The 21,244-nt window shown below is 58.7% G+C and carries 25 protein-coding genes; 20 read left to right on the top strand and 5 right to left on the bottom strand.

Features of this window, described 5'->3' with window-relative positions; translation table 11 throughout:
• The first annotated feature begins 18 nt into the window (after positions 1-18).
• Positions 19-366: a pyridoxamine 5'-phosphate oxidase family protein gene (locus H9X91_RS03135; protein WP_204802401.1), complete on the top strand. Its 348-nt coding sequence runs from the start codon at positions 19-21 to the stop codon at positions 364-366.
• Positions 367-442: 76 nt separating this feature from the next.
• Here the strand turns inward: H9X91_RS03135 and H9X91_RS03130 are convergent, their stop codons facing one another.
• Together H9X91_RS03130 and H9X91_RS03125 are read right to left on the bottom strand one after the other, a co-directional pair.
• A complete protein-coding gene (locus tag H9X91_RS03130; protein WP_204802399.1) occupies positions 443-1,048 on the bottom strand; it encodes a cytidylate kinase-like family protein in 606 nt (201 codons plus the stop codon).
• Position 1,049: 1 nt separating this feature from the next.
• On the bottom strand, positions 1,050-1,670 hold the full coding sequence (locus H9X91_RS03125) for a TetR/AcrR family transcriptional regulator (RefSeq protein WP_204802397.1): 621 nt from the start codon (positions 1,668-1,670) through the stop codon (positions 1,050-1,052).
• Between the two features lie 182 nt (positions 1,671-1,852).
• Here H9X91_RS03125 and H9X91_RS03120 point away from each other — a divergent pair, with 182 nt between their 5' ends.
• From H9X91_RS03120 to H9X91_RS03060, 13 genes are all read left to right on the top strand, one after another.
• On the top strand, positions 1,853-2,197 hold the full coding sequence (locus H9X91_RS03120; RefSeq protein ID WP_204802395.1) for a hypothetical protein: 345 nt from the start codon (positions 1,853-1,855) through the stop codon (positions 2,195-2,197).
• On the top strand, positions 2,194-4,698 hold the full coding sequence (locus H9X91_RS03115) for an MMPL family transporter (protein WP_204802393.1): 2,505 nt from the start codon (positions 2,194-2,196) through the stop codon (positions 4,696-4,698). The genes H9X91_RS03120 and H9X91_RS03115 overlap by 4 nt, the downstream gene beginning before the upstream one ends.
• Positions 4,679-8,062 (top strand): GLUG motif-containing protein, encoded by a 3,384-nt coding sequence (locus tag H9X91_RS03110; RefSeq protein WP_204802391.1) that lies wholly within the window; start codon positions 4,679-4,681, stop codon positions 8,060-8,062. The genes H9X91_RS03115 and H9X91_RS03110 overlap by 20 nt, the downstream gene beginning before the upstream one ends.
• Positions 8,063-8,240: 178 nt before the next feature.
• A complete protein-coding gene (locus H9X91_RS03105; RefSeq protein ID WP_204802389.1) occupies positions 8,241-8,396 on the top strand; it encodes a DNA-binding protein in 156 nt (51 codons plus the stop codon).
• Between the two features lie 57 nt (positions 8,397-8,453).
• Positions 8,454-8,852, top strand: coding sequence for a hypothetical protein (locus H9X91_RS03100; protein WP_204802387.1), 399 nt, complete (start codon positions 8,454-8,456; stop codon positions 8,850-8,852).
• 448 nt (positions 8,853-9,300) lie between these two features.
• Entirely contained in the window at positions 9,301-9,939 is a 639-nt protein-coding gene (locus tag H9X91_RS03095; protein WP_204802385.1) for a hypothetical protein, read from the top strand.
• Between the two features lie 57 nt (positions 9,940-9,996).
• Entirely contained in the window at positions 9,997-10,392 is a 396-nt protein-coding gene (locus tag H9X91_RS03090) for a hypothetical protein (RefSeq protein ID WP_204802383.1), read from the top strand.
• A 38-nt stretch (positions 10,393-10,430) separates the two neighbouring features.
• Positions 10,431-10,865: a hypothetical protein gene (locus H9X91_RS03085; protein ID WP_204802380.1), complete on the top strand. Its 435-nt coding sequence runs from the start codon at positions 10,431-10,433 to the stop codon at positions 10,863-10,865.
• A gap of 112 nt (positions 10,866-10,977) precedes the next feature.
• Positions 10,978-11,388 (top strand): hypothetical protein, encoded by a 411-nt coding sequence (locus tag H9X91_RS03080; protein ID WP_204802378.1) that lies wholly within the window; start codon positions 10,978-10,980, stop codon positions 11,386-11,388.
• Complete coding sequence (locus H9X91_RS03075) at positions 11,385-11,777, top strand: hypothetical protein (RefSeq protein ID WP_204802376.1); 393 nt, start codon at positions 11,385-11,387, stop codon at positions 11,775-11,777. The genes H9X91_RS03080 and H9X91_RS03075 overlap by 4 nt, the downstream gene beginning before the upstream one ends.
• The gene (locus H9X91_RS03070) at positions 11,740-11,976 is read left to right on the top strand and encodes a hypothetical protein (RefSeq protein WP_204802374.1); all 237 of its coding nucleotides are present in this window, start codon (positions 11,740-11,742) and stop codon (positions 11,974-11,976) included. Before H9X91_RS03075 ends, H9X91_RS03070 begins: the two co-directional genes overlap by 38 nt.
• A 26-nt stretch (positions 11,977-12,002) precedes the next feature.
• Positions 12,003-12,185 carry a hypothetical protein gene (locus H9X91_RS03065; RefSeq protein WP_204802373.1) on the top strand — a complete coding sequence of 61 codons (183 nt, stop codon included), beginning with the start codon at positions 12,003-12,005 and terminating at the stop codon, positions 12,183-12,185.
• Positions 12,157-12,669, top strand: coding sequence for a hypothetical protein (locus H9X91_RS03060; RefSeq protein ID WP_204802371.1), 513 nt, complete (start codon positions 12,157-12,159; stop codon positions 12,667-12,669). Before H9X91_RS03065 ends, H9X91_RS03060 begins: the two co-directional genes overlap by 29 nt.
• Before the next feature lie 304 nt (positions 12,670-12,973).
• On the opposite strand, the gene H9X91_RS03055 is transcribed toward H9X91_RS03060, so the two are convergent.
• The 3 genes from H9X91_RS03055 to H9X91_RS03045 all read right to left on the bottom strand — a co-directional run bounded on the left by H9X91_RS03055 (position 12,974) and on the right by H9X91_RS03045 (position 15,692).
• Positions 12,974-14,095 (bottom strand): aldo/keto reductase, encoded by a 1,122-nt coding sequence (locus tag H9X91_RS03055; protein ID WP_204802369.1) that lies wholly within the window; start codon positions 14,093-14,095, stop codon positions 12,974-12,976.
• A gap of 24 nt (positions 14,096-14,119) precedes the next feature.
• A complete protein-coding gene (locus H9X91_RS03050; protein WP_204802366.1) occupies positions 14,120-14,557 on the bottom strand; it encodes a MarR family winged helix-turn-helix transcriptional regulator in 438 nt (145 codons plus the stop codon).
• A 229-nt stretch (positions 14,558-14,786) separates the two neighbouring features.
• Complete coding sequence (locus H9X91_RS03045) at positions 14,787-15,692, bottom strand: LysR family transcriptional regulator (RefSeq protein ID WP_204802364.1); 906 nt, start codon at positions 15,690-15,692, stop codon at positions 14,787-14,789.
• A 162-nt stretch (positions 15,693-15,854) separates the two neighbouring features.
• Here H9X91_RS03045 and H9X91_RS03040 point away from each other — a divergent pair, with 162 nt between their 5' ends.
• The 6 genes from H9X91_RS03040 (at position 15,855) to H9X91_RS03010 (ending at position 20,544) form a co-directional block, all read left to right on the top strand.
• Positions 15,855-16,121, top strand: a complete 267-nt coding sequence (locus H9X91_RS03040) for a hypothetical protein (RefSeq protein WP_204802362.1) — start codon at positions 15,855-15,857, stop codon at positions 16,119-16,121.
• A 4-nt stretch (positions 16,122-16,125) separates the two neighbouring features.
• The gene (locus tag H9X91_RS03035; protein WP_204802360.1) at positions 16,126-17,112 is read left to right on the top strand and encodes an alpha/beta hydrolase; all 987 of its coding nucleotides are present in this window, start codon (positions 16,126-16,128) and stop codon (positions 17,110-17,112) included.
• 74 nt (positions 17,113-17,186) lie between these two features.
• Complete coding sequence (locus H9X91_RS03030) at positions 17,187-17,717, top strand: sugar O-acetyltransferase (RefSeq protein WP_204802563.1); 531 nt, start codon at positions 17,187-17,189, stop codon at positions 17,715-17,717.
• Positions 17,714-19,183: a flavodoxin gene (locus H9X91_RS14280; protein WP_338111922.1), complete on the top strand. Its 1,470-nt coding sequence runs from the start codon at positions 17,714-17,716 to the stop codon at positions 19,181-19,183. Before H9X91_RS03030 ends, H9X91_RS14280 begins: the two co-directional genes overlap by 4 nt.
• Positions 19,110-19,721: an aldo/keto reductase gene (locus tag H9X91_RS14275; protein WP_338111921.1), complete on the top strand. Its 612-nt coding sequence runs from the start codon at positions 19,110-19,112 to the stop codon at positions 19,719-19,721. The genes H9X91_RS14280 and H9X91_RS14275 overlap by 74 nt, the downstream gene beginning before the upstream one ends.
• Positions 19,708-20,544 (top strand): aldo/keto reductase, encoded by an 837-nt coding sequence (locus H9X91_RS03010; RefSeq protein WP_204802358.1) that lies wholly within the window; start codon positions 19,708-19,710, stop codon positions 20,542-20,544. Before H9X91_RS14275 ends, H9X91_RS03010 begins: the two co-directional genes overlap by 14 nt.
• The last annotated feature ends 700 nt before the right edge of the window (positions 20,545-21,244 follow it).

The following is a 21,244-nucleotide window of genomic DNA, read 5'->3' as shown; positions in this document are numbered from 1 at the left end:
GCAGGAGGAGATCCTGCTATGAGAAAGAATTTTGGCCCGAAGCCCTTTTTATATCCTCAGCTGGTGATGGTCATCGCCAGCTACGGCAAGGATGGAACGCCGGACGCCATGAACGCCGCCTGGGGCGGCATCGCGGGGGGCGACAAGATCTTCCTGTGCCTCAGCTCGAACCACAAGACCGTGGAGAACATCCTGGAGCGGAAGGCCTTTACCGTCAGCGTGGCGGACGAGGCTATCCTGGACGAGGCGGGGATGATCGACCCGGCCAAGCTGAAGCCGCTCACCTTTGACCCGGCCAATGGGACATACTGGAGTTTGGGTGAAAAGATGGGCAAGGCCTTTTCAGACGGCAGTCAATTGAAATAACAGCAGAGGCTGCCGTTCCCGGCGGAAACGGCAGCCTCTGCTTCTCCTGTGGAATTGAATGATGAAATCGCCTGGGTCACCAGGCGCCTCTGATCCAGGCGACGACTTGTTCTGCCGTTCCCTCGATCCCCATCACAGAACTGTTGATGCAAAAATCGTAGTTCTCCGGCGCGCCCCAATTTTGCCCGGTATAGGTATCGTAGTATTTCTTCCGCTGCTTGTCGATTTTCCGGACGGCAGCCTCCGCCTCTTTCTGCCCGATGCCCTCGATCTCCATCCGGCGTTTGACCCGGTCCTCAAAGGGGGCGCAGATGAACAGGCTGACTGCCGGGATGCCGGCCGAGCGGAGGACCGCATCGGCACACCGACCTACGATGATACATGGCCCGATCTGAGCAAGTTCCAAAATCACCCGGCTCTGCATCTCAAACAGGATGTCCTCCGCCGGCTGTCCCTTCCGCACCTGGGGGCCGCCCTCATAGATGCCGGTGAACAGCCACGGGTTCGGAGCCTTTTCTTCCCTGTCCGCGAACAGCTCCTCCCGCACTTCCGCCTTCTGGGCCGCCAGTGTGATCAGTTCCCGGTCATAGCACCTGACGTTCAGTCTCTCCGCCAGATGTTTCCCGATTTCCCGGCCGCCGCTGCCGAACTGGCGGCCCAAGGCGATGATCGGCGTCCTCATGTTACGATCCCCCCCTGCAGGTCTGTTCCGCGGCCGGGGGCGTTTCCGCCATCCGCAGGGCCGCTCCCCGGACATGGTCCTTCAAAAGCTGATCGGCAAACCGGATCAGTTCCTCGGGCGTTTCGCGGATATTCCCCAGCAGCCACTCCTCCATGATGCTGGCCAGCGCCCCCACATAAAACTTTGTCAGCAGATCGACTTCCTCCTCGGATACCTGGTAGTTCAGCTCTTCGGCGATCCTTTGGATCGTGCCCTGTATGATCACATGCACGTCCGTCTGGAAAAATCGCTTCAGGTGCTCCCGGCTGATGGAATGCAGGGCGCACAGGCAGACGGCCCGGTTCTCCTGAAGGTACTGGAACAGCTGGAGCAGGCCGTCCTGCCACAGCATGACCCCGTCATGCTCCCGCAGAAGCGCCACAGCCTCCTGGTCGAACATCCAGCGCACCGCGTCGTAGAGATCCTCAAAGTGGTAGTAAAAGTGCTGCCGGGCCATGCCGCAGGACTGCATGATCTCCGCCACGGTGATTTTGTTCAGAGGCTTTTGCGCCATCAGCGCTTTCAATGCGGCACAGATCTCCCGCTTGGCCGCCTCGCTGGCCTCATACGTCCGTTTTCTCATTCCGACCACCACGAACCTTTCGTTCAACTGTCCCTGCTATTTTAGCACAGTTCCCGGCACGTATCATAGATGCAGATCGGGGTCAAGTGTCAGAAATCTGACATGCGGCCCCTATCTGCATCTTGTTTTGCCTGGGCGGATTTTCTATGCTGGAATGAGTAAACGGAAAGGAGCGCGGCGCTATGACGGAGCAGTATCAAGTCAGGATCCAGAGCCAGATGGGCCCGCGGGAGGGCGTTCTGACCCTCAGCTATCAGGGGAGCTACGTCACCGGCTCACTGGATCTGGTGGGCTATGTCAACACGGTGCAGGGCGTGCAGGCGGCGGATGGGACGCTTCATCTCTTTCATCCCATCCAGACCGTGGTCAGCACCATCCCCTGTGAAACCGTCCTGCGCCTGCAGGCGGGAAGCCTGCGGGGCACATCCACCTCGAGATCCGCCCGGATGCGGTGGGAGGGCACGCTCCTCCGTCAGGGCCCCCAGGAAACCTGCCGACAGCAGACCCGGGAGGAATCAAAACTGTGAGCAAGGAAACGGAAAAGCCATCCTTTTTTGAGAAGCTGGCCACGGTCATCGTCGACAAGCGGAATCTGATCTTCTTCCTCTATGCCTGTACCCTGATCTTCTGCCTGTTCTCCCGGAACTGGGTCAGCGTCTGCAACGACATCACGGAGTATCTGCCGGAGTCCACGGAGACCCGCCAGGGCCTGACCCTCATGGAGGAGGAGTTCACCACTTTTGCCACCGCCCGGGTCATGGTCTCCCATGTGACGTACGAGATCGCGGCGGACCTGGCGGAGCAGATGGAGCAGATCGAGGGGGTCGCCTCCGCCGCCTTCGGGAGCGGCACCACCGGCGGGGACTCGGAGGACAGCGACCCGGAGACGCCGGAGGACATCGCGGCGTATTTCAAGGGGGCGGATGCCCTGATCTCCGTGACCTTTGACGGGGAGGAGGACGACGAGATCAGCCTGGCCGCCCTGTCCGCCATCCGGGAGCTGCTGGAGCCCTACGACTATTACATCGACAGCACCGTGGGCAGCTCCCAGGCAGACTCCCTGGCCAACGAAATGGGGATCATTCTGGCGGTGGCGGCGGTGATCATCGTACTGGTGCTGCTGCTCACCTCCCGCTCCTACGCGGAGATCCCGGTGCTGCTGCTCACCTTTATCGCGGCGGCGGTGCTGAACCTGGGCACCAATTTTATCTTCGGGGAGATCTCCTTTGTGTCCAACTCGGTGACCGTGGTGCTGCAGCTGGCCCTGGCCATCGACTACGCCATCATCATGCTCCACCGCTTCCTGGAGGAGCGGGAGCACGCCGGGGACCGGGAGGCCTGCATCGCGGCGGTGAGCGCCTCCATTCCCTCCATCTCCGCCAGCAGCCTCACCACCATCTCCGGGCTGGCCGCCATGATGTTCATGCAGTTCCGCATCGGCTTTGACATGGGCATCGTGCTCATCAAGGCCATTCTGTTCAGCATGCTTTCGGTCTTTACCCTGATGCCGGGGCTGCTGATGCTCTTTTCCAAGGCCATGGCCAGAACGCAGCACCGCAGCTTTATCCCCAGGATCGACCGCTGGGGCAGGTTTGCCATGAGGCTGCGCCATGTGGGGGTGCCCCTGTTTGCGGTGGCCATCGCGGCGGGCTTTCTGCTGTCCAACCGGTGTCCCTATGTCTACGGCTACAGCCAGATCGAGACCGCCCGGCAGAACGAGACCCAGATCGCCGAGGAAAAGGTCAACGAGACCTTCGGCACTCAGAACGTGATGGCGCTGATCGTGCCGAAAGGCGACTATGCCAGTGAGAAGGCTCTGCTGGAGCGGCTGGAGACCTATGACCAGGTGGACTACGCCATGGGGCTGTCCAACGTGGAGGTCATGGACGGCTACATGCTCACCGACTCCCTGACGCCCCGGCAGTTTGCCGAGGCCACCGATCTGGACTACGAGCTGGTGTGCCTGGTCTACGCCGCCTACGCGGCGGAGGGGGAAGAATACGGCCGGATCGTGGGCGGTATCGACGACTATACCGTTCCCCTGATGGATATGTTCTTCTTTGCCTACGACAAGGTGGAGGAGGGCTATGTGGATCTGGACGAGGAGAACCAGGCGGATCTGGACGACCTCTATGACCAGCTGTCCGACGCCCAGGCCCAGCTGCTGGGAGAACACTACACCCGCATGCTGATCAGCCTGGATCTGCCTGAGGAGGGTGAGGAGACCTTCGCCTTCCTCCAGACCATCCACCGGGAGGCGGAGCGGTACTATGACGCAGACCATGTCTATCTGGTGGGGGACTCCACCAGCGACTACGACCTGTCCGTCTCCTTCGCCCGGGACAATATCATGATCAGCGTGCTGTCGGTGGTGTTCGTTATCATTGTCCTGCTGTTCACCTTCCAGTCCGTGGGCCTGCCCATCCTGCTGATCCTGGTGATCCAGGGCAGCATCTGGATCAATTTCTCCTTCCCCGGCGTGACCCGGGAGCCCATCTTCTTCCTGAGCTATCTGATCGTCACCTCCATCCAGATGGGCGCCAACATCGACTACGCCATCGTCATCTCCTCCTGGTACAACGAGCTGAAGGAGAAGATGTCCCGGCGGGAGGCCATCATCCAGGCGCTGGATCTGTCCTTCCCCACGGTGCTCACCTCCGGGAGCATCCTGTCCGCCGCCGGGTTCCTGATCGGCCGGATTACCACGGAACCCGCCATCGTGGGCATCGGGGAGTGCCTGTGCCGGGGGACGCTGATCTCCATGTTCCTGGTCATGTTCATCCTGCCCCAGATCCTGTACCTGGGGGACAAGATCGTGGAGCGGACCCGGTTCAATATCAAGGTCCCGGAGGTCAGCCGCAGCGCCAGCGGGACCGTCTATGTGAACGGCCGGGTCCGGGGCCGGGTGTCCGGCGTGGTGGATGCCCATATTCAGGGTGTGATCTACGGCGACGTCTCCGGCATGCTGGAGACCGGAAGCTATCAGACCGAGGAGGCTTCAAACGACAATGAAACGGAAAATCAGTAAACTCCTGAGCCTCCTGCTGGCGGCGGTTCTGCTCCTCTCCCTCGCGGCTCCCGCCGCGCTGGCGGCAGGGAGCGCCGATGTGGTCTACCTCCGCACGGCGGAGGATCTGGCGGAGCTCTCCAAAAACTGCACCCTGGACAGCTGGTCCCAGGGAAAGACCGTCTATCTGGAGGCGGACATCGACCTGACCGGCACGGACTTCGCCCCCATCCCCACCTTCGGCGGCATCTTTGAGGGGCAGGGCCACACCATCTCCGGCCTGTCTCTTACCGGCAGCGGCAATGTGCGGGGCCTGTTCCGGTACATACAGCCCTCCGGTGTGGTGCGGGATCTGTCGGTGGAGGGGTGGATCGATCCCACGGGCCGGAAGAATACGCTGGGCGGTATCGCCGGCAGCAACCAGGGGCTTCTCTCAAACTGTTCGTTCCACGGGACCGTGCGGGGGGCGGACTACATCGGCGGCCTTGTTGGGACCAACGAGAGCACTGGACAGATCATCAACTGCACCTTCTCCGGCGCAGTCACCGGGGAGCACTATGTGGGCGGCATCGCCGGGCAGAACGGCGGCTCCATCATCCGGTGCGCCAACAGCGGCAGCATCAACACCACAGAGGTGGACGCGGAGTTAAACCTGGACAATTTGAATCAAGAACAACTCAACGCCGCGGAGAATGTGCCGGTCTGCACCGATATCGGCGGCATCACCGGGTTTTCCTCCGGCATCCTGCAAAGCTGCGTCAACACCGGAGCGGTGGGGTATGCCCACGTGGGATACAACATCGGCGGCATCGCGGGGCGGCAGTCCGGCTATCTGAACGGCTGCACCAATTCCGGGACGATCTTGGGCCGGAAGGATGTGGGCGGCATCGCCGGTCAGCTGGTGCCGGAGGTGCGGCTGCTCTACAACAAGGGCCAGCTGGGGGACCTGCTGGACGAATTGGATGTGCTGCGGAGCCTCATTGACCAGACGGGGGATGACGTCCGCGGGGCCTCCGATGAGATCTCGGAGCGGATGCAGGCCATCTCTGACCGGGCGGCGGAGGCCCAGGAGGCCATTGGAGATTTCGCGGGTTCCGCCGCGGACTGGGCCAACGAAAATATGGATGAGATCAACGACCTGTCCGCCCGGCTCTCCTGGCTCATCGACCAGCTGACGCCGGTCCTGGACGACGCCTCTGGACTGATGGACCTGGCGGAAGATCTGGCCGACCAGCTGGAGGAGGTCCTGGACGAGGCCGGCCAGGCCTCGGACCTGGGAGAACAGACGGAGCGGGAGCTGCGGGCGGCAGTCCGGTCGCTGCGGCAGGCGGCCGCCAGTGGGAAAACAGCTGTGGCCCGCCTGCTCTCAGCCCTGGAGCACCTGGGAGCGGCTCTGGGCAGCGCCCTCCAGAGCCAGGAGGCCATGGAGGAGGTCCGGGCCGCCGCCGGGGAGCTGGCCGCTGCGCTCCGGGATATGTCCGACGCGCTGGTCAAGATCACCCAGCTCCTTTGGAGCGGCGGCGACGAGGCGGCGCTGAGAGAGGCGGTCCAGGCCCTGGCGGACACCCTGGACCGGGCGGGCGCGGCGCTGGAACAGGCGGTCGCCGCCGTGGCGGCCCATCTGGACGGCGATGCGCTGGATTCAGCCGGGGAGGATGCGGCGGCCGCGTGGCAGGCCCTGAGAGCGGCGGCGCAGTCTCTGCTGGATGCCGCCGGGCACGCCGCCGACGCGGCATCGCTGCTGCCGGAGCTGCTGGCCCAGGGCGGAGATATCGCGGAGGCGCTCCGGGCCCCCGGCAGGACGCTGGAAAAGCTGGCGTCCCGTGCCGCCGGCCTCGGTGAGGACCTGGCCGATATCTTCCGGGAGCTGGCGGAGGAACCCACCCTCTCCATCCGTCCCATCGACAGCACGCTCCGGCAGCAGGGGGACGCTCTGGGAGACATTTTCTCCGGCCTGCTGGATGACGGAGACGCCCTGCGGGAGACCATGTCCGGCAGCACGGACATCCTGCTGGACGACCTGGACGCCATCAACCGGCAGTTCGGCGTGATCACCGACCTGCTGCGGGACCTGCTGGAGGGCGGCGAAGAGCCGGAGGACCGGTTCGAGGATGTGTCGGATGAAGCCTCTGCGGCCACAGATACGGGGGATCTGTCCGATGCCAGGAATGACGGAACGGTGGAGGGCGATATCAATGTGGCCGGGATCGTGGGCTCCATGGCCATCGAGTACGACTTTGACCCGGAGGACGACCTGATCCGGGAGGGCGACCGCTCTCTGGACTTCCGGTATCAGACCAGGGCCGTCGTCACCGCCTGTATCAATACGGGAGAGATCACCGGGAAACAGGACTACGCCGGCGGCATTGTGGGCCTGATGGACCTGGGGCGGGTGAGCGGCTGTGAGAACTACGGTACCGTCACCAGCACCAACGGGGACTATGTGGGCGGCATCGCCGGGGCCTCCTGGGGCAGCATCCGGGACAGCTGGAGCAAGTGCCGCCTGTCCGGCGGGGACTATGTGGGCGGCGTGGCCGGGCTGGGGGCCACTTTGGTGAATTGTCATACTCTGGTGACCATCGACGAGGGAGACGCCTGCCTGGGCGCCGTGGCAGGCGATGCGGCCAGCGGCGGCACCGTGTCCGGCAACACCTTCACCAGCGAGAGCCTGGGGGCGCTGGACGGCATCAGCTACGCCGGAAAGGCGGAGCCGGTGACGTTTGACGCCCTGTGCGGCACGGAGGGCGTGCCGGAGCTGTTTTCCCGGCTGGAGCTGACCTTCGCGGCCGACGGCGTCACGGTGGCCGTGGTGCCCTTCCGGTACGGGGAGGGGATCGATGCCCTGCCGGAGATCCCGGCGAAAAAGGGGTATTCCGCCGCCTGGCCGGATCTGGATTATACCCATCTGACCGCCAGCCAGACCCTGGAGGCGGAGTACACGCCCTACACCTCTGCCCTGACAGACGGCGGAGAGCTGCCGCAGATCCTGGTGGACGGCAGCTTCAGCAGCCGGGCGGAGGTCTCCCACACGACAGAGGAGGTGACCTGGACCGATGCCCGGGGCCGGACCCACAGCGGTACCGCCTATACCGTCACAGTGGAGGATCCGGACCTGGAGCAGGTGGCCTACACGGTGCACTGCCGCCTGCCGGACGCCGGCAAGCGCTGCGCGTTATGGGTGCAGGATGGAAGCGGCTGGTCCCAGGCGGATTTTACAATCGACGGACAATATCTGCTGCTGACCAGCCAGACGGAGGCGATCACCTTCTGCGTGACGGAGCGGCCCGGCAGCCTCTCGGCCTGGCTCGCCGCCGGAGCAGGCTGCCTGCTGCTTTTGGCGGCCGCATGCTATGTGCCGCGCCGCATTCGAAAAAAGAGACGCTGAGCCCCTGTGTGAGAGACATGCCCGTGAGGCATAAAACTTGTGGCATCTATGCAGCAGAGGGGGAGCTTCAAGCTGTATCTGCAGGCGCTGACGGTCATTCGGACTGCGGCGTTGCCCTTTGCGTCCCCGCGCCAAAACGATATCACAGGGAGTGAAAAAACACGCTGGAGGCACTGCCATGGAATGCCTCACCGTGTTGGAGACCGCGAGAAAATGGGACCTTTCCCCACGGATGGTGCAGCACCACTGTACCGTCGGTCACATTCCCGGCGCGCAGAAGTTCGGGAAGTCCTGGCCCATCCCCGCCGACGCGGAAAAGCCCCGGGGCGCCTAACCTGCCCAAAAGCAGGCGGAGACCGGGGCCGCCGGTGTTCTGGACCACACCGTCCTCATGCCCCTGATGAACACCCCCTTCCAGCTGGGAACGTACGTGGCCGCGGTACGGGCCATGGAGGCCGGCCCCCGGCGGGACATCGCCTGGGCGGAATACTGCTACTTCACCGGCCAGCCGGACAAAGCGGCGCGGGCGGCGGGGGCGTTTGTGGCGGCAACCTCCGCTGTGCTGCTCCACCGCTGCGCCCAGCACCAGGGTTACGACGTGTCCATCGGAGAGGACACCAACATTCTCAGCTATGCCGACGCCTTCGATGTGTCCAGGTACGCCGTCTCCGCCCTCCAGCGGGCCTGCGGCGCGGGGATCATCAGCGGCACCGGCGACGGCAGCACCCTCACCCCCCCAGGGCGAGGCCACCCGCGCGCAGGCGGCGACGGTGCGGATGCGGTTCTGTGAACAGGACCATTGACCAGGCAAGCGCAATGCCGGACAGGCGGAATTGCGGGGAGAGGATGTCCAGGCATCCTAAAACCGGAAGAGGACTCAGAGACAAGTCCTCAAATCTTGCGGGGCTGTAAACAAGCGGGAGGGGCATCCCCTGAAGACAGGGAATGCCCTTCCGGTGGTCAAAACAGAAATCCGTCTGCGGTGCGTTCTGTGGTCAAAAACGCTCCCTGCCCTTTGCCGGAAATGGGTTCCCGGCTTAGGCCGGGAGCTTTTTTCATGCCTCTGACTGCCTGCATTGTGACGCTGACGGCAGGATCCCGCAAGTCATTTCTGCGCCGTCCAGGACTCAAAAATTTGGGGGCTGTACAGAAAACTTAAGAGAATATTCATGAGATTTCCCCATTCGCCGTGATATAATCTCGGCACTTCATCAAGACATCGCTTGGGAGGACAGTGTATGAAACGCATCATCACAAACGGGATCACCGATCTGGAGCCGCTGGCCGGCAGCAGCGAGTGGTACTGGGGCACCGACTATGCCAGCGGAGATTTATACGAGGCGGAGGAGCTGTTTCGCAGCGGCCATCCCATCCGCAAAAACCGGCTTGTCCTGGTCCGCTGCCCGGAGGGCACAGTCTATGAGCCGGTATGCACAAAGCCGGGACAGTACCTGGGCAGACCGGCGTACCACGATGGTCAAGTGGTACTGCTGCTGGTGGACTTCCCGAAAGGAGAAATCCATATCCTTGCCTTCCACGAGACGACGGGAACGACCGAACCACTGGCGGTGCTGCCTCTCTCCATTGCAGATGACTGCTGCAATCTGATGCTGGAGACTCCGCCCCTCATGCTGATACGGTCAGGGCATAATAACAGGATTCAGCTCCTCTGGCCGGAGCGCCGGGACTTCGCGGTGGAGGAGAACGAGTATTTCGCGTTTCTGGAAGGGAACAGGCTGTATACTTCGGTTTGGTACGAGGACCCGGACTACCGGGAGGAGGTCCTGGTGCGGGATTATGATACCGGGGAAGTGCTGGAGCGGATCCCGGGGAGTCTCCGCTCCATGCCGGACGGCCAGAACTGGCTTTTGGTGTGAGAGGGTGCTCATCAAATTGAAGTTTGAAGAGTCGCAGAACCGAGAGGCGGTGAAATGATGTCCCTTTCCATTGTTGCTGCGAAAGACATTGAGCAGGCCATTGAGCTCCTGGCGTCCAGGCCACGGAAAGCCGTGAAAGATCACTTGGCAGAGGAGCCGGAAGGAGTGGGAAACTTCTTGTATGACTTCCGGGCGGCGTTTACAAATTACCAATGCTATCACCAGTTTGATCCATACAGGGAAGCCTGTCTCGAAATGGACCAGGTCCCGGCTATCCGGGCGTTTGCAGATTCCGTCTTCAACTGGCTGTCAGCGCATGGGGCGGAAGAAACCAGCGTGATCCAGCGATATGGCGTGTCCTTTCAGAAAATCCGAGGGTTCGTCGCGGCCCTCATCCGCGTTTGTAATACCGCCATGGAACATGGATATGGATTGGCAGGTATCGGAGATTGAACAGGGCTAAGGAGACATGTTGAAAGGAGCGCAGAGCTATGCTGGAACATCATTTCTGGGAAAATTTCAGAAAGTGGGTTCCCCATCCTGAAGTGGACGAAGTCTATGATGTGGAAGAGATCGGATTTCAGGAGGATGGCTTTGTGGTCCTCCTGCGCCCTGATCATTTCCAAGAGGAGAAGCGGTCGGAGCGGGCCCTCCGGCTGGTGTGGGACAGGATCGTCTCCTACACCGTCACCGACGAGAGCTACCGCCCGGAGCTTTGGGTGTCTGAGAAAACGCCGGGCTGGGCGCTCTGGACCTTCTATCTCAGCGAGACCTCTGACCATCTGACCAGGTTCCGGGAGGAAAACTACATTGTTCCAGAAGACACCCACCACTTTTTTATCTGCGGGACGAATCTGATGGCAGACATTTTGTCTGACGAATATCCCACGGCCACATTTCTGAAATGGGGTCCCGAAATACGATGATACAGCGGACAGAGGGCTTTGCACGAGTCTTTTCTTCAGAATAAGAGCGATAAAATATATATGTGCATAACGGCAACATTTGCACAAAGATATTTAGGAAGGAAATCTAACGATGAATCCTGAAAAAACACACTTATATAAAAGACAATATCAGCAGCCAATCGAGGAAGAAACGCCTCCGCAGAAAAGAAAATCAAAGACGGCTGCTACCTCTGACAGCCGAAAACGGTCTAAGCACAAACACATATACAAAAAAATCATCTTACACTATGGCAGTGCCTCATTTTCCTGGGGAGGACAATGCGAAGTTTGTGGGAGATTGGATTCTACATATAAATCATCTAATTGGAACCCTGAAGAGCTTCAGGTAACCGGTGAGGGCTTGTATGGAGAGTGGAGAAGTATTTGCCTTACCGAAATTCACAGAAGATATCCTGAATACACCATTATGACATTGGAACATGCAAAGTGGGTGGAATGGACAGGAGAAAACGATAAAGAGAAAAAAGAAGATCTCCCATGAGTCACTGTGTTTTTATCGCAGCAGATACTCCCCTGCCTGAAGTCACACCATCGCAAGATTATCCCCTATATATTGATTTGGACACCGGCACCATCTTTGACGGGGGAGCGGATGACAATGATTGCCTGCTGCCCTTTGACGAGGTGGATCTGTACAGCGAGAAGAAATACGGAGTTTATCTTGAACTTCCGCAATTTACCAATGGACGGGCCGAGCAAATTACTGCTTATATCAGAACAGCTCTGAGGAAGGCGATTCAGTTTGTAGAAAAGCAGAAGACGATGATCGCTTCTGTCACCCTAAGAAAACATACGGCTATGAATTTGAAGTTTGATAAAATTTGGAGGGGAAATGACGGAAAACAACTGGAAAATGTGGATACCACATGATGATTTAGAAAATAAATACTTTATATGTAAGGCAGTTGATGATAAAGAGATTGCAAAAGAATCGCATGACATTTATCCATTTTCACAGCTTATCCATTTTGCTGTTGTCGGAAGCCAAGCATTATTTGAGGTTATCACGGATGCACTGCCTATAATCACCGAAAGCTGGGAATTTTCACCCGAAGATATACGCCCTTAACGTTATGAGCTGATGGAGACAGAAAGATGAAGATTGAATTAAACGAACACGAAGCCCTCACCCTTTACAGACTTCTTTGCCGCTGGGAGTCTACAGGAAAACTGACTGTTGAGGGCGAAGAAGAACCCCAAATGCTGTGGGATCTGCAATGTGTGCTGGAGAAGGAACTGGAACCGGTGGATGAGGCCATCACAAAAAGACTTGTTTGAAGAATGTTCAAGAATACAACTGCGAGTAAAGGACGATGAAATGATACTTCCAAGGGGAATTACAGGATTTGGGAGCATAAACACAGTTCCGCCTCTGTTCCTGGATGAAAAAGCGTTCTGCCGGATGTGCCATGCACTGGCCCGGGAAAACGGCGGAGCTGTGACAGAAGTGGATACAGACACAGCCATAAGGAACTTCTATTCTGCCAAAGTCAGCAGATACGGCCAGTCTGTCTTTCTTTTGCAGAACATCCATTATCCCTATGCGGTCTTTGCTCAGCGGGAAGCTTCCGGCAGATTTGTTCTGACCCAGCAGCCGGAATGGCTCCAACTGCCGGAAAGCCCGGTGCAGTTCCTGAGTTTTGATAAGCTGAATCAGGACTGGCGCAGCCTGTGCGGGGAGCTGAGCCCGGAGGAACTGGAGCAGATCCGCTATTGGGACCCGCAGACGGTGGGGGAGATCATATTCAACACTTGGGACTGACAGGAAAACTGGCCGATGTCAATTTTATCATCGGCCAGTTTAAAGCTATCGTTTTGAAGAAAATGATAGCATACATGCGTTGATTAACCTGCACTTTTGCCGCCCGCCCCGATCAAGGGAGCGCCGGGGCCGTTTGCGGCCCTACTCCGCCGGTTCCCACTGCTTGTTGGCCTTCATAGCCGTCCAAAATCAAAGGAGGCGCACTTGTGCAGCCTTCATTTCGGCCATTGACAGCCCCGGCTGGATTTGCTATTTTTGTGGAATTTTTTCGTGAAATGTTTCGGTTTTCATCGTAAAAATCCTGCTACAAAGTCCCCTCAAATCTCGCGGCAACCTTTTTCAACCATTCCCGGATATGAATGTGCTGCGGGCACATGGTTTCACATTGTCCGCACCCGATACAGTCGCTTGCTTTTCCAAACTGTTCCGAAAAATGGCGATACAACATTGTCTGCGCAGTCCACGCCTTTGTTCCTAACTCCCGCATATCCGCATTGTAAAGGGCAAAGTATTTTGGAATGGCTATGTCTTTCGGGCATTTGTTGATACAATAGGCGCACTCCGTACAGGGTATGGCAATACTGCCATTGATGATCTCCGCCGCTTTTTGGACCAGTCCATATTCTTCCCCTGTAAATGGAGAGAAGTTTTCCATATAGGACAAGTTATCTTTGACCTGTTCCAGAGTGCTCATGCCGCTTAAAACCAACATCACGTTTTCATGGCTTGCCGCAAATCGGATGGCCCAGGAAGCGACAGACAGATCGGGATGATAGGTGCGGAACAGATTTTCCGCTTCCTGGGGGATATTGGCAAGCGTCCCGCCCTTGACCGGCTCCATCACGATCACGGGTTTCCCATGCTTTTTTGCTGTTTCATAGCATTTGCGGGATTGGATCGTGTCGTTTTCCCAGTCGAGGTAATTCAGCTGTATCTGGACAAAATCCACTTCCGGGTGTTCGGTCAAAATCCCGTCCAGCACATCGGCGGTATCATGGAAGGAAAATCCGATCTGCTTGACAAGTCCGGCTTTTTTCTTCTCGGAAAGGAACGCAAAGACATGCGTATCTTCTGCCGCTTTGCGGCGGTTGCCCCCCATATCATGGATTAAATAATAGTCGAAATAGTCCACACCGCACCGCGCAAGCTGTGCGCTGAAGTATTCCTCTAACTCGCTTTCCTTGCGGATGAGGACAAGGGGCATTTTGTCGGCAAGCAGAAAAGCGGAACGGGGATAACGCTCCACAAGACATTCTTTCACGGCAGCTTCCGATTGCCCGTTATGATAGAACCATGCCGTATCAAAATACGGAAATCCTTTTGCAAGGAAAAGGTCGACCATATCGCATAGCTGCGCCTTATCCGGATGGGAAAAGTCATCGTTTGCAAGCGGCAAACGCATCAGCCCAAAGCCTAATTTTTTCACGGATTCCACTCCATTCTGAAACAGTCATAAATCTTTGATTTTGGATATGCAGGTGGAAGTATATTTGTCCCAAAGGTCCGTCATGATCTGCTGTTCCTGTTCCGTCAAAGAGGCAAAGGTCTCCAACTCCGCCTTCTCGATATGGGAAATGACTTTCTTTTGAAACACCCGTCCTTTTTCGGTCAGCAGAATGGAGCGGGCGCGCCGATCATCAGAATTTTCCACCAATGTTACATAACCTTTTTTCTCAAAAGAGAAAATCACTTTATTGACCGTCTGTTTCGGAAAGTACAGCGCGTCGCATAATTCCTTTTGCGTCGTTCTGTCGTCGATCAACTGTAAGACGAACATGGAAATATAGGTCAGATCGTGCTCCTTTGCGTATTCCTCATAGACATGGTTCAACCTCTGCCAGGAGAGGTAAAAGCGTTTTAAGTTTTTCGGTCTGTCTAATTCTTTCATACAATAGTCCCCTTTTAGACTATTAGAGCAGAAACGCGGAGGGTAAATCAATGCCTTTCTCTGTCTGCTTCAGGGAAAAATACCTCCTTGCTCATTAATAAGAAACATATAACGGGTAGGGATATATCACGATATCCCAATGAGATGGCAAACAGAGCCATCGTCATTTTTGAGCCCCATATTTCCGATGCTGCCGGAATACGGTTCGCCATCTCTGTCGGCAAATCGATCAGCAGTCCAGGCTTTCCGCACACCGCTCCCGCAGGCGGTCCAGGAACGTTTCTGCCGCCGGGGAGAATACCTGGTATTTTTTCCACACGATGTCAAGGCCGGACTCCAGCCGGGGCTCCAGCGGCCGAAAGCAGAGGGGGCTGTCCACAGAGGTGTCCGCCAGCTTGTCCAGGCTGACCACGCAGCCCACGCCCTGCTTGGCCATGACCGCGGCGTTGTAGCAGAGGTTGAAGGTGGTCACGATATTGAGATCGCTCCAGGCTGGTCCAAACCACTTGGCCAGTTCATTGTCTCCGCTCCGCTCCTCCAGCACCTGCCGGGAGAAGATCAGGGGCTCGCCCACCAGGTCCTCCGCCCGGATGCTCTGCTTTGCCGCCAGCGGGCTGTCCCGCCGCAGGATCACACCCCAGCTGTCTTTTGCCGGCAGGCTGAGATAATCATACTTCGCGATATCGGTGGGCTGGATCAGCAGACCGAAGTCCAGCAGGCCCTTGTCCAGCCGCTCTGTCACATCCTGGGCGTTGCCGCTGAACAGGTGGTAGCGGATGCCGGGATGCTCCTCCTGAAGCTCCCGGCAGACGGCGGCGATGAGGTTCATGGCGTCTGTCTCCCCGCCGCCGATGTAGATGTCGCCGGACAGATCTCCCTTCATGGACCGGAACTCTTCTTCCGTTTTGTCCGCCATGGCCACGATCTCCTCCGCCCGCTTCCGCAGGAGCATCCCTTCGGCGGTCAGGGTCATCCGGTGATTGCCCCGGATCAGCAGCTTCTGCCCCAGTTCCTCCTCCAGATCCCGCAGCTGACGGGATAACGTAGGCTGGGTCATGTGCAGGGAATTGGCCGCCGCTGTGATATTCTCCTCCCGGGCGACCGCCAGAAAATAGCGCAGGACCCGCAGTTCCATAGGATGTTCCTCCCTTGCATTTCTTTGATGAAAGCATAGCGCAAAGCAAAATGCCCGTCAAGCATTTTGCTTTATAAGAACAAGGTATTTGCTATAGAGACTGCGGAGCATTATGATGAGGGCAGGACAGGAAAGCGTCCTCGCAGGAAAGAAGGGACCCTAATGGACTCTTATGCACAGACGGAGCGGCTCTTGATCCGCAATCTGAAAGACGCCGGCTGCTCTGAAACGGACATCCAGCGGTTTTTGAAACTGGGACAGGAGGGCAGGAGACGGGATCAGCTGCGGCTTCTGGCCACGCATCGGGCCTCACTGCTGGATCAGCTCCACGTCAGCCAGCGCCAGATCGACTGCCTGGACTACCTGGTCTATCAAATGAGCAGCCGGACAGACAAACAGCAGGGACGAAACATGGAAACGGAGGCATGACAATATGGAAAAACTGGATTTCACGCAGGAATGGGATAAGACTTTCCCCCAGAGCGGCAAGGTGGCGCACAGCAAGGTGACCTTCCACAACCGTTACGGCATCACCCTGGCGGCCGACGTCTACAAGCCCAAGGGCAAGGATGGCAAGCTGGCGGCCATTGCCGTGTGCGGCCCCTTTGGGGCGGTGAAGGAGCAGGCCGCGGGCCTCTACGCCCAGACTATGGCGGAGCGGGGCTTTCTCACCATGGCCTTCGACCCTTCCTTCACCGGCGAGAGCGGCGGCCAGCCCCGGTACATGGCCTCCCCGGACATCAACACCGAGGACTTCCAGGCGGCAGTTGATGATCTCTCCTGCCGGGAGGATGTGGATGCGGAGAAAATCGGCATCATCGGCATCTGCGGCTGGGGCGGCATGGCCCTGAATGCGGCGGCCCTGGACACCCGGATCAAGGCCACAGTTGCCTCCACCATGTACGATATGGCCCGGGTGAACGCCAACGGCTACTTCGACGCCGAGGACAGCGAGGCCGCCCGGTACGAGAAGAAAAAAGCCCTGAACGCCCAGCGGATCGAGGACTACAAAAACGGCTCCTACACACTGGGCGGCGGCGTGGCGGAGGAAGTGCCGGACGACGCCCCCTTCTTCGTAAAGGACTACCACGACTACTACAAGACGTCCCGGGGCTATCACGCCCGGTCTTTGAACTCCAACGGCGGCTGGAATGTCACCGGCACCATGTCTTTTATGAACCAGCCCATCCTGCGCTACAGCAACGAGATCCGCTCCGCCGTCCTCATCATCCACGGCGAGAAGGCCCACTCCTGCTACTTCAGCCGGGACGCCTACGCCGCCATGATGGAGGGCAACCCCTGCCCGGAGAACAAGGAGCTGCTCATCATCCCCGGCGCGGTGCATACCGACCTGTACGACAAGCTGGATGTGATCCCTTTCGACAAGATGGTGGACTTCTTTCGGAAGGCCATGGTCTGAGGACCGACACTGTTTATCGTTGAGAGGAGGAGATCCCAGTGGGGTATGAGTTGTTCGAACAGCGGGCCAAGGAGATGGCCCTGCCCGTCTACCAGTACATGCGCATCGCCAGCCAGCGGGCGCAGAAGCTGACGGCGGAACTGAATTTTTCCTACCATGAGCCGGAGGAGGTGGTGCGGCTGTTCTCGGAACTCATCGGCAAGCCGGTGGGCGAGGGCTTCTGTCTGTTCCCGCCCTTCTATACCGACTACGGCCAGAACATCACCATCGGCAGCAACGTGTTTCTCAACACCAGCTGCCACTTCCAGGACCAGGGAGGCATCACCATTGGAGACGGCACCCTCATCGGCCACAATGTGGTGCTGGCCACTCTGAATCATGAGGAGGACCCGGAGCGCCGCCACCACACCTATGCCGCCCCCATCGTCATTGGAAAGAATGTATGGATCGGGGCCAATGCCACCGTCACCCCTGGTGTGACCATCGGGGACGGGGCCATCGTGGCTGCCGGGGCAGTTGTAACAAAGGATGTGCCGCCCGACATGGTGGTGGGCGGCGTCCCGGCCCGGGTGATCCGGCCGGTGCGAAAGGAGGAAAGCAGATGAAGAAACGAGTGTTCTCTTTCCTGCTGGCTGTCTGCGCAGCCCTCTCCCTGACCATGACCTCCTGCGCGGCGCAGGAGGGGCCGGAGGAGGACGCGAATCCCTCGCCGGTCTCTGCCGTATCCCGGGAACTGCCCTTCACGGACATTCCGGCGGACGCCTGGTACGCAGATGAGGTGCGATACTGTTATGAGAATGGGATCTTCGCCGGGACCAGCGATACGGCCTTTTCTCCGGACACGACGCTGAGCCGCGCCATGCTGGCCACCACCTTCTACCGAATGGCGGGGAGTCCCTCCCTGGAGGATGAAAACCTGGGCTACCCCTTCTCCGATGTGCCGGGGGACAGCTGGTACGCGGACGGGGTCTACTGGGCCCGGATGGAGGGTGTCGTGGGCGGCTACGGGAACAACGCCTTCGGCCCCGACGATCCGGTGACGCGGGAACAGGCGGTGACCATCCTGTGGCGCTACGCCGGTTCTCCCACAGCCTCGTCCGGGACGTTCTCCGACAGCGCGGCTCTTGCTGATTGGGCCGTCTCCGCCGCCGGCTGGGCGCAGGCCATGGGACTGCTCACCGGCTGGGCGGACAGTTCCCTCCAGCCTCAGACGCCGCTGACCCGGGCGGAGGCAGCCGTCCTGCTGGCCCGCTATCTGGAGAGCGGCGAGGCCACGGCGGATGGCAGCAGTTCCATTCTGGTGGCCTACTTCTCCGCCACCGGGACCACCCGGCCGCTGGCGGAGTATGCGGCGGATCTTCTGAACGCCGACCTCTATGAGATCGTCCCGGAGGACCCGTATACCAACGAGGACCTGGACTACACAAACCCGGACAGCCGCTCCCAGGTGGAGGGGGACGACCCGGACGCCCGCCCTGCCATTGACGGGAGCGTAGAGAATATGGCGGGGTATGAGGCCATTTTGCTGGGCTACCCAATCTGGAACGGCCAGGCGCCCAAGATCATCTCCACCTTCCTGGAGTCCTATGACCTCTCCGGCAAGACCATCGTGCCCTTCTGCACCTCCCATTCCAGCGGCATCGGCTCCAGCGACGATAATCTGCACAGACTGGCCCCCGATGCCAACTGGATAGATGGGACCCGCTTTGCAGGCGGAACCAGCCGGGCGGAGATGGAGCAGTGGATCGAGGGCTTGGGACTGCCCCGGGCCCAGGAGAGCGCCGCGCCGGTCTTCAACTTTGAGACCCGCACCGTCCTGCTGAACAGTGGGTATGAAATGCCCATTATGGGCCTTGGAACCTACAGCCTCTCCGACGAGGAGTGCTATAACTCTGTAACGGCGCTGCTGGAGGCCGGAGGGCGGCTCATCGACACCGCCTATATGTACCACAACGAGGAGCGAGGAGGCCGTGGGCCGGGCGGTCCGGGATTCCGGTGTGCCGAGAGAAGAGGTTTTCGTTATCACCAAGCTCTATCCCAGCCAGTTCAGCGATGCCGAGGCCGCCATTGACGATGCCGTGGAGAAACTGGACATCGGCTACATCGACCTGATGCTCCTGCACCACCCCGGTGACGGGGATGTGGCGGCGTACCACGCCATGGAGCAGGCGGTGGCAGACGGGAAGATCCGCTCCATCGGCCTGTCCAACTGGTACATCGAGGAGCTGGAGGAGTTCCTGCCCCAGGTGAACATCACCCCCGCCCTGGTGCAGAACGAGATCCATCCCTACTACCAGGAGCAGGAAGTGGTGCCTTACATCCAGAGCCTGGGCATCGTCACCCAGGGCTGGTATCCCTTCGGCGGCCGGGGACACACGGCGGAGCTGCTGGGCGACCCGGTGATTTCCGCCATCGCAGAGGCCCACGGCGTCACCTCCGCCCAGGTGATCCTGCGGTGGAATCTCCAGCGGGGCGTGGTGGTCATCCCCGGCTCCAGCAACCCCGACCACATCCGGGAAAACCTGGACCTGTTCGGCTTTGAACTGACCGATGAGGAGATGGCACAGATTGCCGCTCTGGAGAGAGGAGAAAAGCATGACTGGTATTGATTTAAGCGGTGGACGCAATGGAAAGGCCCCGGTGGTGAAACTCTCCAGCGGCTGCGACCTGCCGGTGGTGGGCCTGGGCACCTACTCCCTCCATGGGAACGCCTGTGTCAACGCTGTTCGGACCGCCCTGGAATGTGGTTACAGGCTGATCGACACCGCCTCTATGTACGGCAACGAGTGGGAGGTGGGCGAGGGCGTCCGCGGCTCCGGCGTGCCGCGAGAGGAAGTTGTGGTGCAGACCAAGCTATATCCCAACCAGTACGGCCACGCGGCACGGGCCATTGAGGAGTGCCTGAGCAAGCTGGACCTGGGCTACATTGACATCCTTCTCCTGCATCATCCGGCCTCCAACGATGTGAGCGCCTACCGGGCCATCGAGCAGGCAATCCGGGATGGGAAAGTCCGCTCCGCGGGCATCTCCTGCTACTACATCCGGGAGTTGGATACCTTTCTTCCCCAGGTGGATCTGAAGCCGGTGCTGGTCCAGAATGAGGTCCACCCCTACTACCAGGACACGCCGGTGGTGCGGCACATCCAGGAGGCGGACATCCCGGTCCAGGCCTGGGACCCCCTGGGCGGGCGAGGTTTTAATCGTGAACTGATGACCGACCCGGTGCTCCGGGACATCGCTGCCGCCCACGGCAAATCCCTGGTGCAGGTGATCCTCCGCTGGGATCTGCAGAGAGGCGTGACTGTCATTCCAGGCTCCAGCGATCCTGAGCATATCCGGGAGAATATCTCCGTCTTTGATTTCTCCTTGAGCGAAGACGAGATGGGTAAAATTGCCGCGCTAAACAAGAACGAGAAACACGACTGGTACTGAGGATATACCTCAAATCCTGCGGGACAGTAAACAATAAAGGGCACTCCTTCCGAAAAGGGGTGCCCTTCAAGTGGTCAAAACCAAAACCTGTCTGTGGTATTTCTGTGGTCAAACGAGAAATCGCCGTGGTAAAACCACGGCGATTTCCATTTTTGGTGGACTCGAAGGGGATCGAACCCTCGACCTCTGCGATGCGAAAAGGCATATAAAACTTTTTTGCATGATTTCTAATTATTTGTGGTGATTTCCGCTCGGTTTCTCTTTCTTTCCGCCACTCTTTAGAACTCTAATATCCATGTGCTGCGCCGCCGTCTGTGGTGCGTCCTGTGGTCAAAAACGCTCCCCGCCCTTTGCCGGTGCCTTTCGCCGGCGGGGACAAGGAGCATTTTTCGTGTCTTTGTCTGCCTGCATTGTAACTCTGATGGCAGGATTCGGCAAGTCTTTTCTGCACCGTCCATGCCTCAGAAATTGGGGGGCTGTAAACAAAGAGATGGAATTATCTTTTTTGTATTATTTCTAATACTTTATAGCCATTTTTGTTCCATTCCGATTACTCTTTAGCATTCTTCGGATGGACTGTTTCCGTGTGCTCCGAGCGGCACTGTGGCTAAAAATGTGGTCAGAGTAACGCATTGGGAGGCAGTTAGCAACCACATCTTTCAGAATGGTTTTAGCACGGTGTTAACAAAGATTACTCCGG

It is taken from the genome of Oscillibacter valericigenes (assembly GCF_016902445.1).
Taxonomy (GTDB): domain Bacteria; phylum Bacillota; class Clostridia; order Oscillospirales; family Oscillospiraceae; genus Oscillibacter; species Oscillibacter avistercoris.
Note: the sequence above shows the minus strand (reverse complement) of the source record. Positions and strands in the feature narration are given on the sequence as shown.

Excerpts from the sequence above, each read along its gene's own strand:
- H9X91_RS03135 (WP_204802401.1), top strand. The coding sequence starts at position 19 with ATGAGAAAGAATTTTGGCCCGAAGCCCTTTTTATATCCTCAGCTGGTG.
- H9X91_RS03130 (WP_204802399.1), bottom strand. The coding sequence starts at position 1,048 with ATGAGGACGCCGATCATCGCCTTGGGCCGCCAGTTCGGCAGCGGCGGC.
- H9X91_RS03125 (WP_204802397.1), bottom strand. The coding sequence starts at position 1,670 with ATGAGAAAACGGACGTATGAGGCCAGCGAGGCGGCCAAGCGGGAGATC.
- H9X91_RS03120 (WP_204802395.1), top strand. The coding sequence starts at position 1,853 with ATGACGGAGCAGTATCAAGTCAGGATCCAGAGCCAGATGGGCCCGCGG.
- H9X91_RS03110 (WP_204802391.1), top strand. The coding sequence starts at position 4,679 with ATGAAACGGAAAATCAGTAAACTCCTGAGCCTCCTGCTGGCGGCGGTT.
- H9X91_RS03105 (WP_204802389.1), top strand. The coding sequence starts at position 8,241 with ATGGAATGCCTCACCGTGTTGGAGACCGCGAGAAAATGGGACCTTTCC.
- H9X91_RS03100 (WP_204802387.1), top strand. The coding sequence starts at position 8,454 with ATGCCCCTGATGAACACCCCCTTCCAGCTGGGAACGTACGTGGCCGCG.
- H9X91_RS03095 (WP_204802385.1), top strand. The coding sequence starts at position 9,301 with ATGAAACGCATCATCACAAACGGGATCACCGATCTGGAGCCGCTGGCC.
- H9X91_RS03090 (WP_204802383.1), top strand. The coding sequence starts at position 9,997 with ATGTCCCTTTCCATTGTTGCTGCGAAAGACATTGAGCAGGCCATTGAG.
- H9X91_RS03085 (WP_204802380.1), top strand. The coding sequence starts at position 10,431 with ATGCTGGAACATCATTTCTGGGAAAATTTCAGAAAGTGGGTTCCCCAT.
- H9X91_RS03080 (WP_204802378.1), top strand. The coding sequence starts at position 10,978 with ATGAATCCTGAAAAAACACACTTATATAAAAGACAATATCAGCAGCCA.
- H9X91_RS03075 (WP_204802376.1), top strand. The coding sequence starts at position 11,385 with ATGAGTCACTGTGTTTTTATCGCAGCAGATACTCCCCTGCCTGAAGTC.
- H9X91_RS03070 (WP_204802374.1), top strand. The coding sequence starts at position 11,740 with ATGACGGAAAACAACTGGAAAATGTGGATACCACATGATGATTTAGAA.
- H9X91_RS03065 (WP_204802373.1), top strand. The coding sequence starts at position 12,003 with ATGAAGATTGAATTAAACGAACACGAAGCCCTCACCCTTTACAGACTT.
- H9X91_RS03060 (WP_204802371.1), top strand. The coding sequence starts at position 12,157 with ATGAGGCCATCACAAAAAGACTTGTTTGAAGAATGTTCAAGAATACAA.
- H9X91_RS03050 (WP_204802366.1), bottom strand. The coding sequence starts at position 14,557 with ATGAAAGAATTAGACAGACCGAAAAACTTAAAACGCTTTTACCTCTCC.
- H9X91_RS03045 (WP_204802364.1), bottom strand. The coding sequence starts at position 15,692 with ATGGAACTGCGGGTCCTGCGCTATTTTCTGGCGGTCGCCCGGGAGGAG.
- H9X91_RS03040 (WP_204802362.1), top strand. The coding sequence starts at position 15,855 with ATGGACTCTTATGCACAGACGGAGCGGCTCTTGATCCGCAATCTGAAA.
- H9X91_RS03035 (WP_204802360.1), top strand. The coding sequence starts at position 16,126 with ATGGAAAAACTGGATTTCACGCAGGAATGGGATAAGACTTTCCCCCAG.
- H9X91_RS03030 (WP_204802563.1), top strand. The coding sequence starts at position 17,187 with ATGGCCCTGCCCGTCTACCAGTACATGCGCATCGCCAGCCAGCGGGCG.
- H9X91_RS14280 (WP_338111922.1), top strand. The coding sequence starts at position 17,714 with ATGAAGAAACGAGTGTTCTCTTTCCTGCTGGCTGTCTGCGCAGCCCTC.
- H9X91_RS03010 (WP_204802358.1), top strand. The coding sequence starts at position 19,708 with ATGACTGGTATTGATTTAAGCGGTGGACGCAATGGAAAGGCCCCGGTG.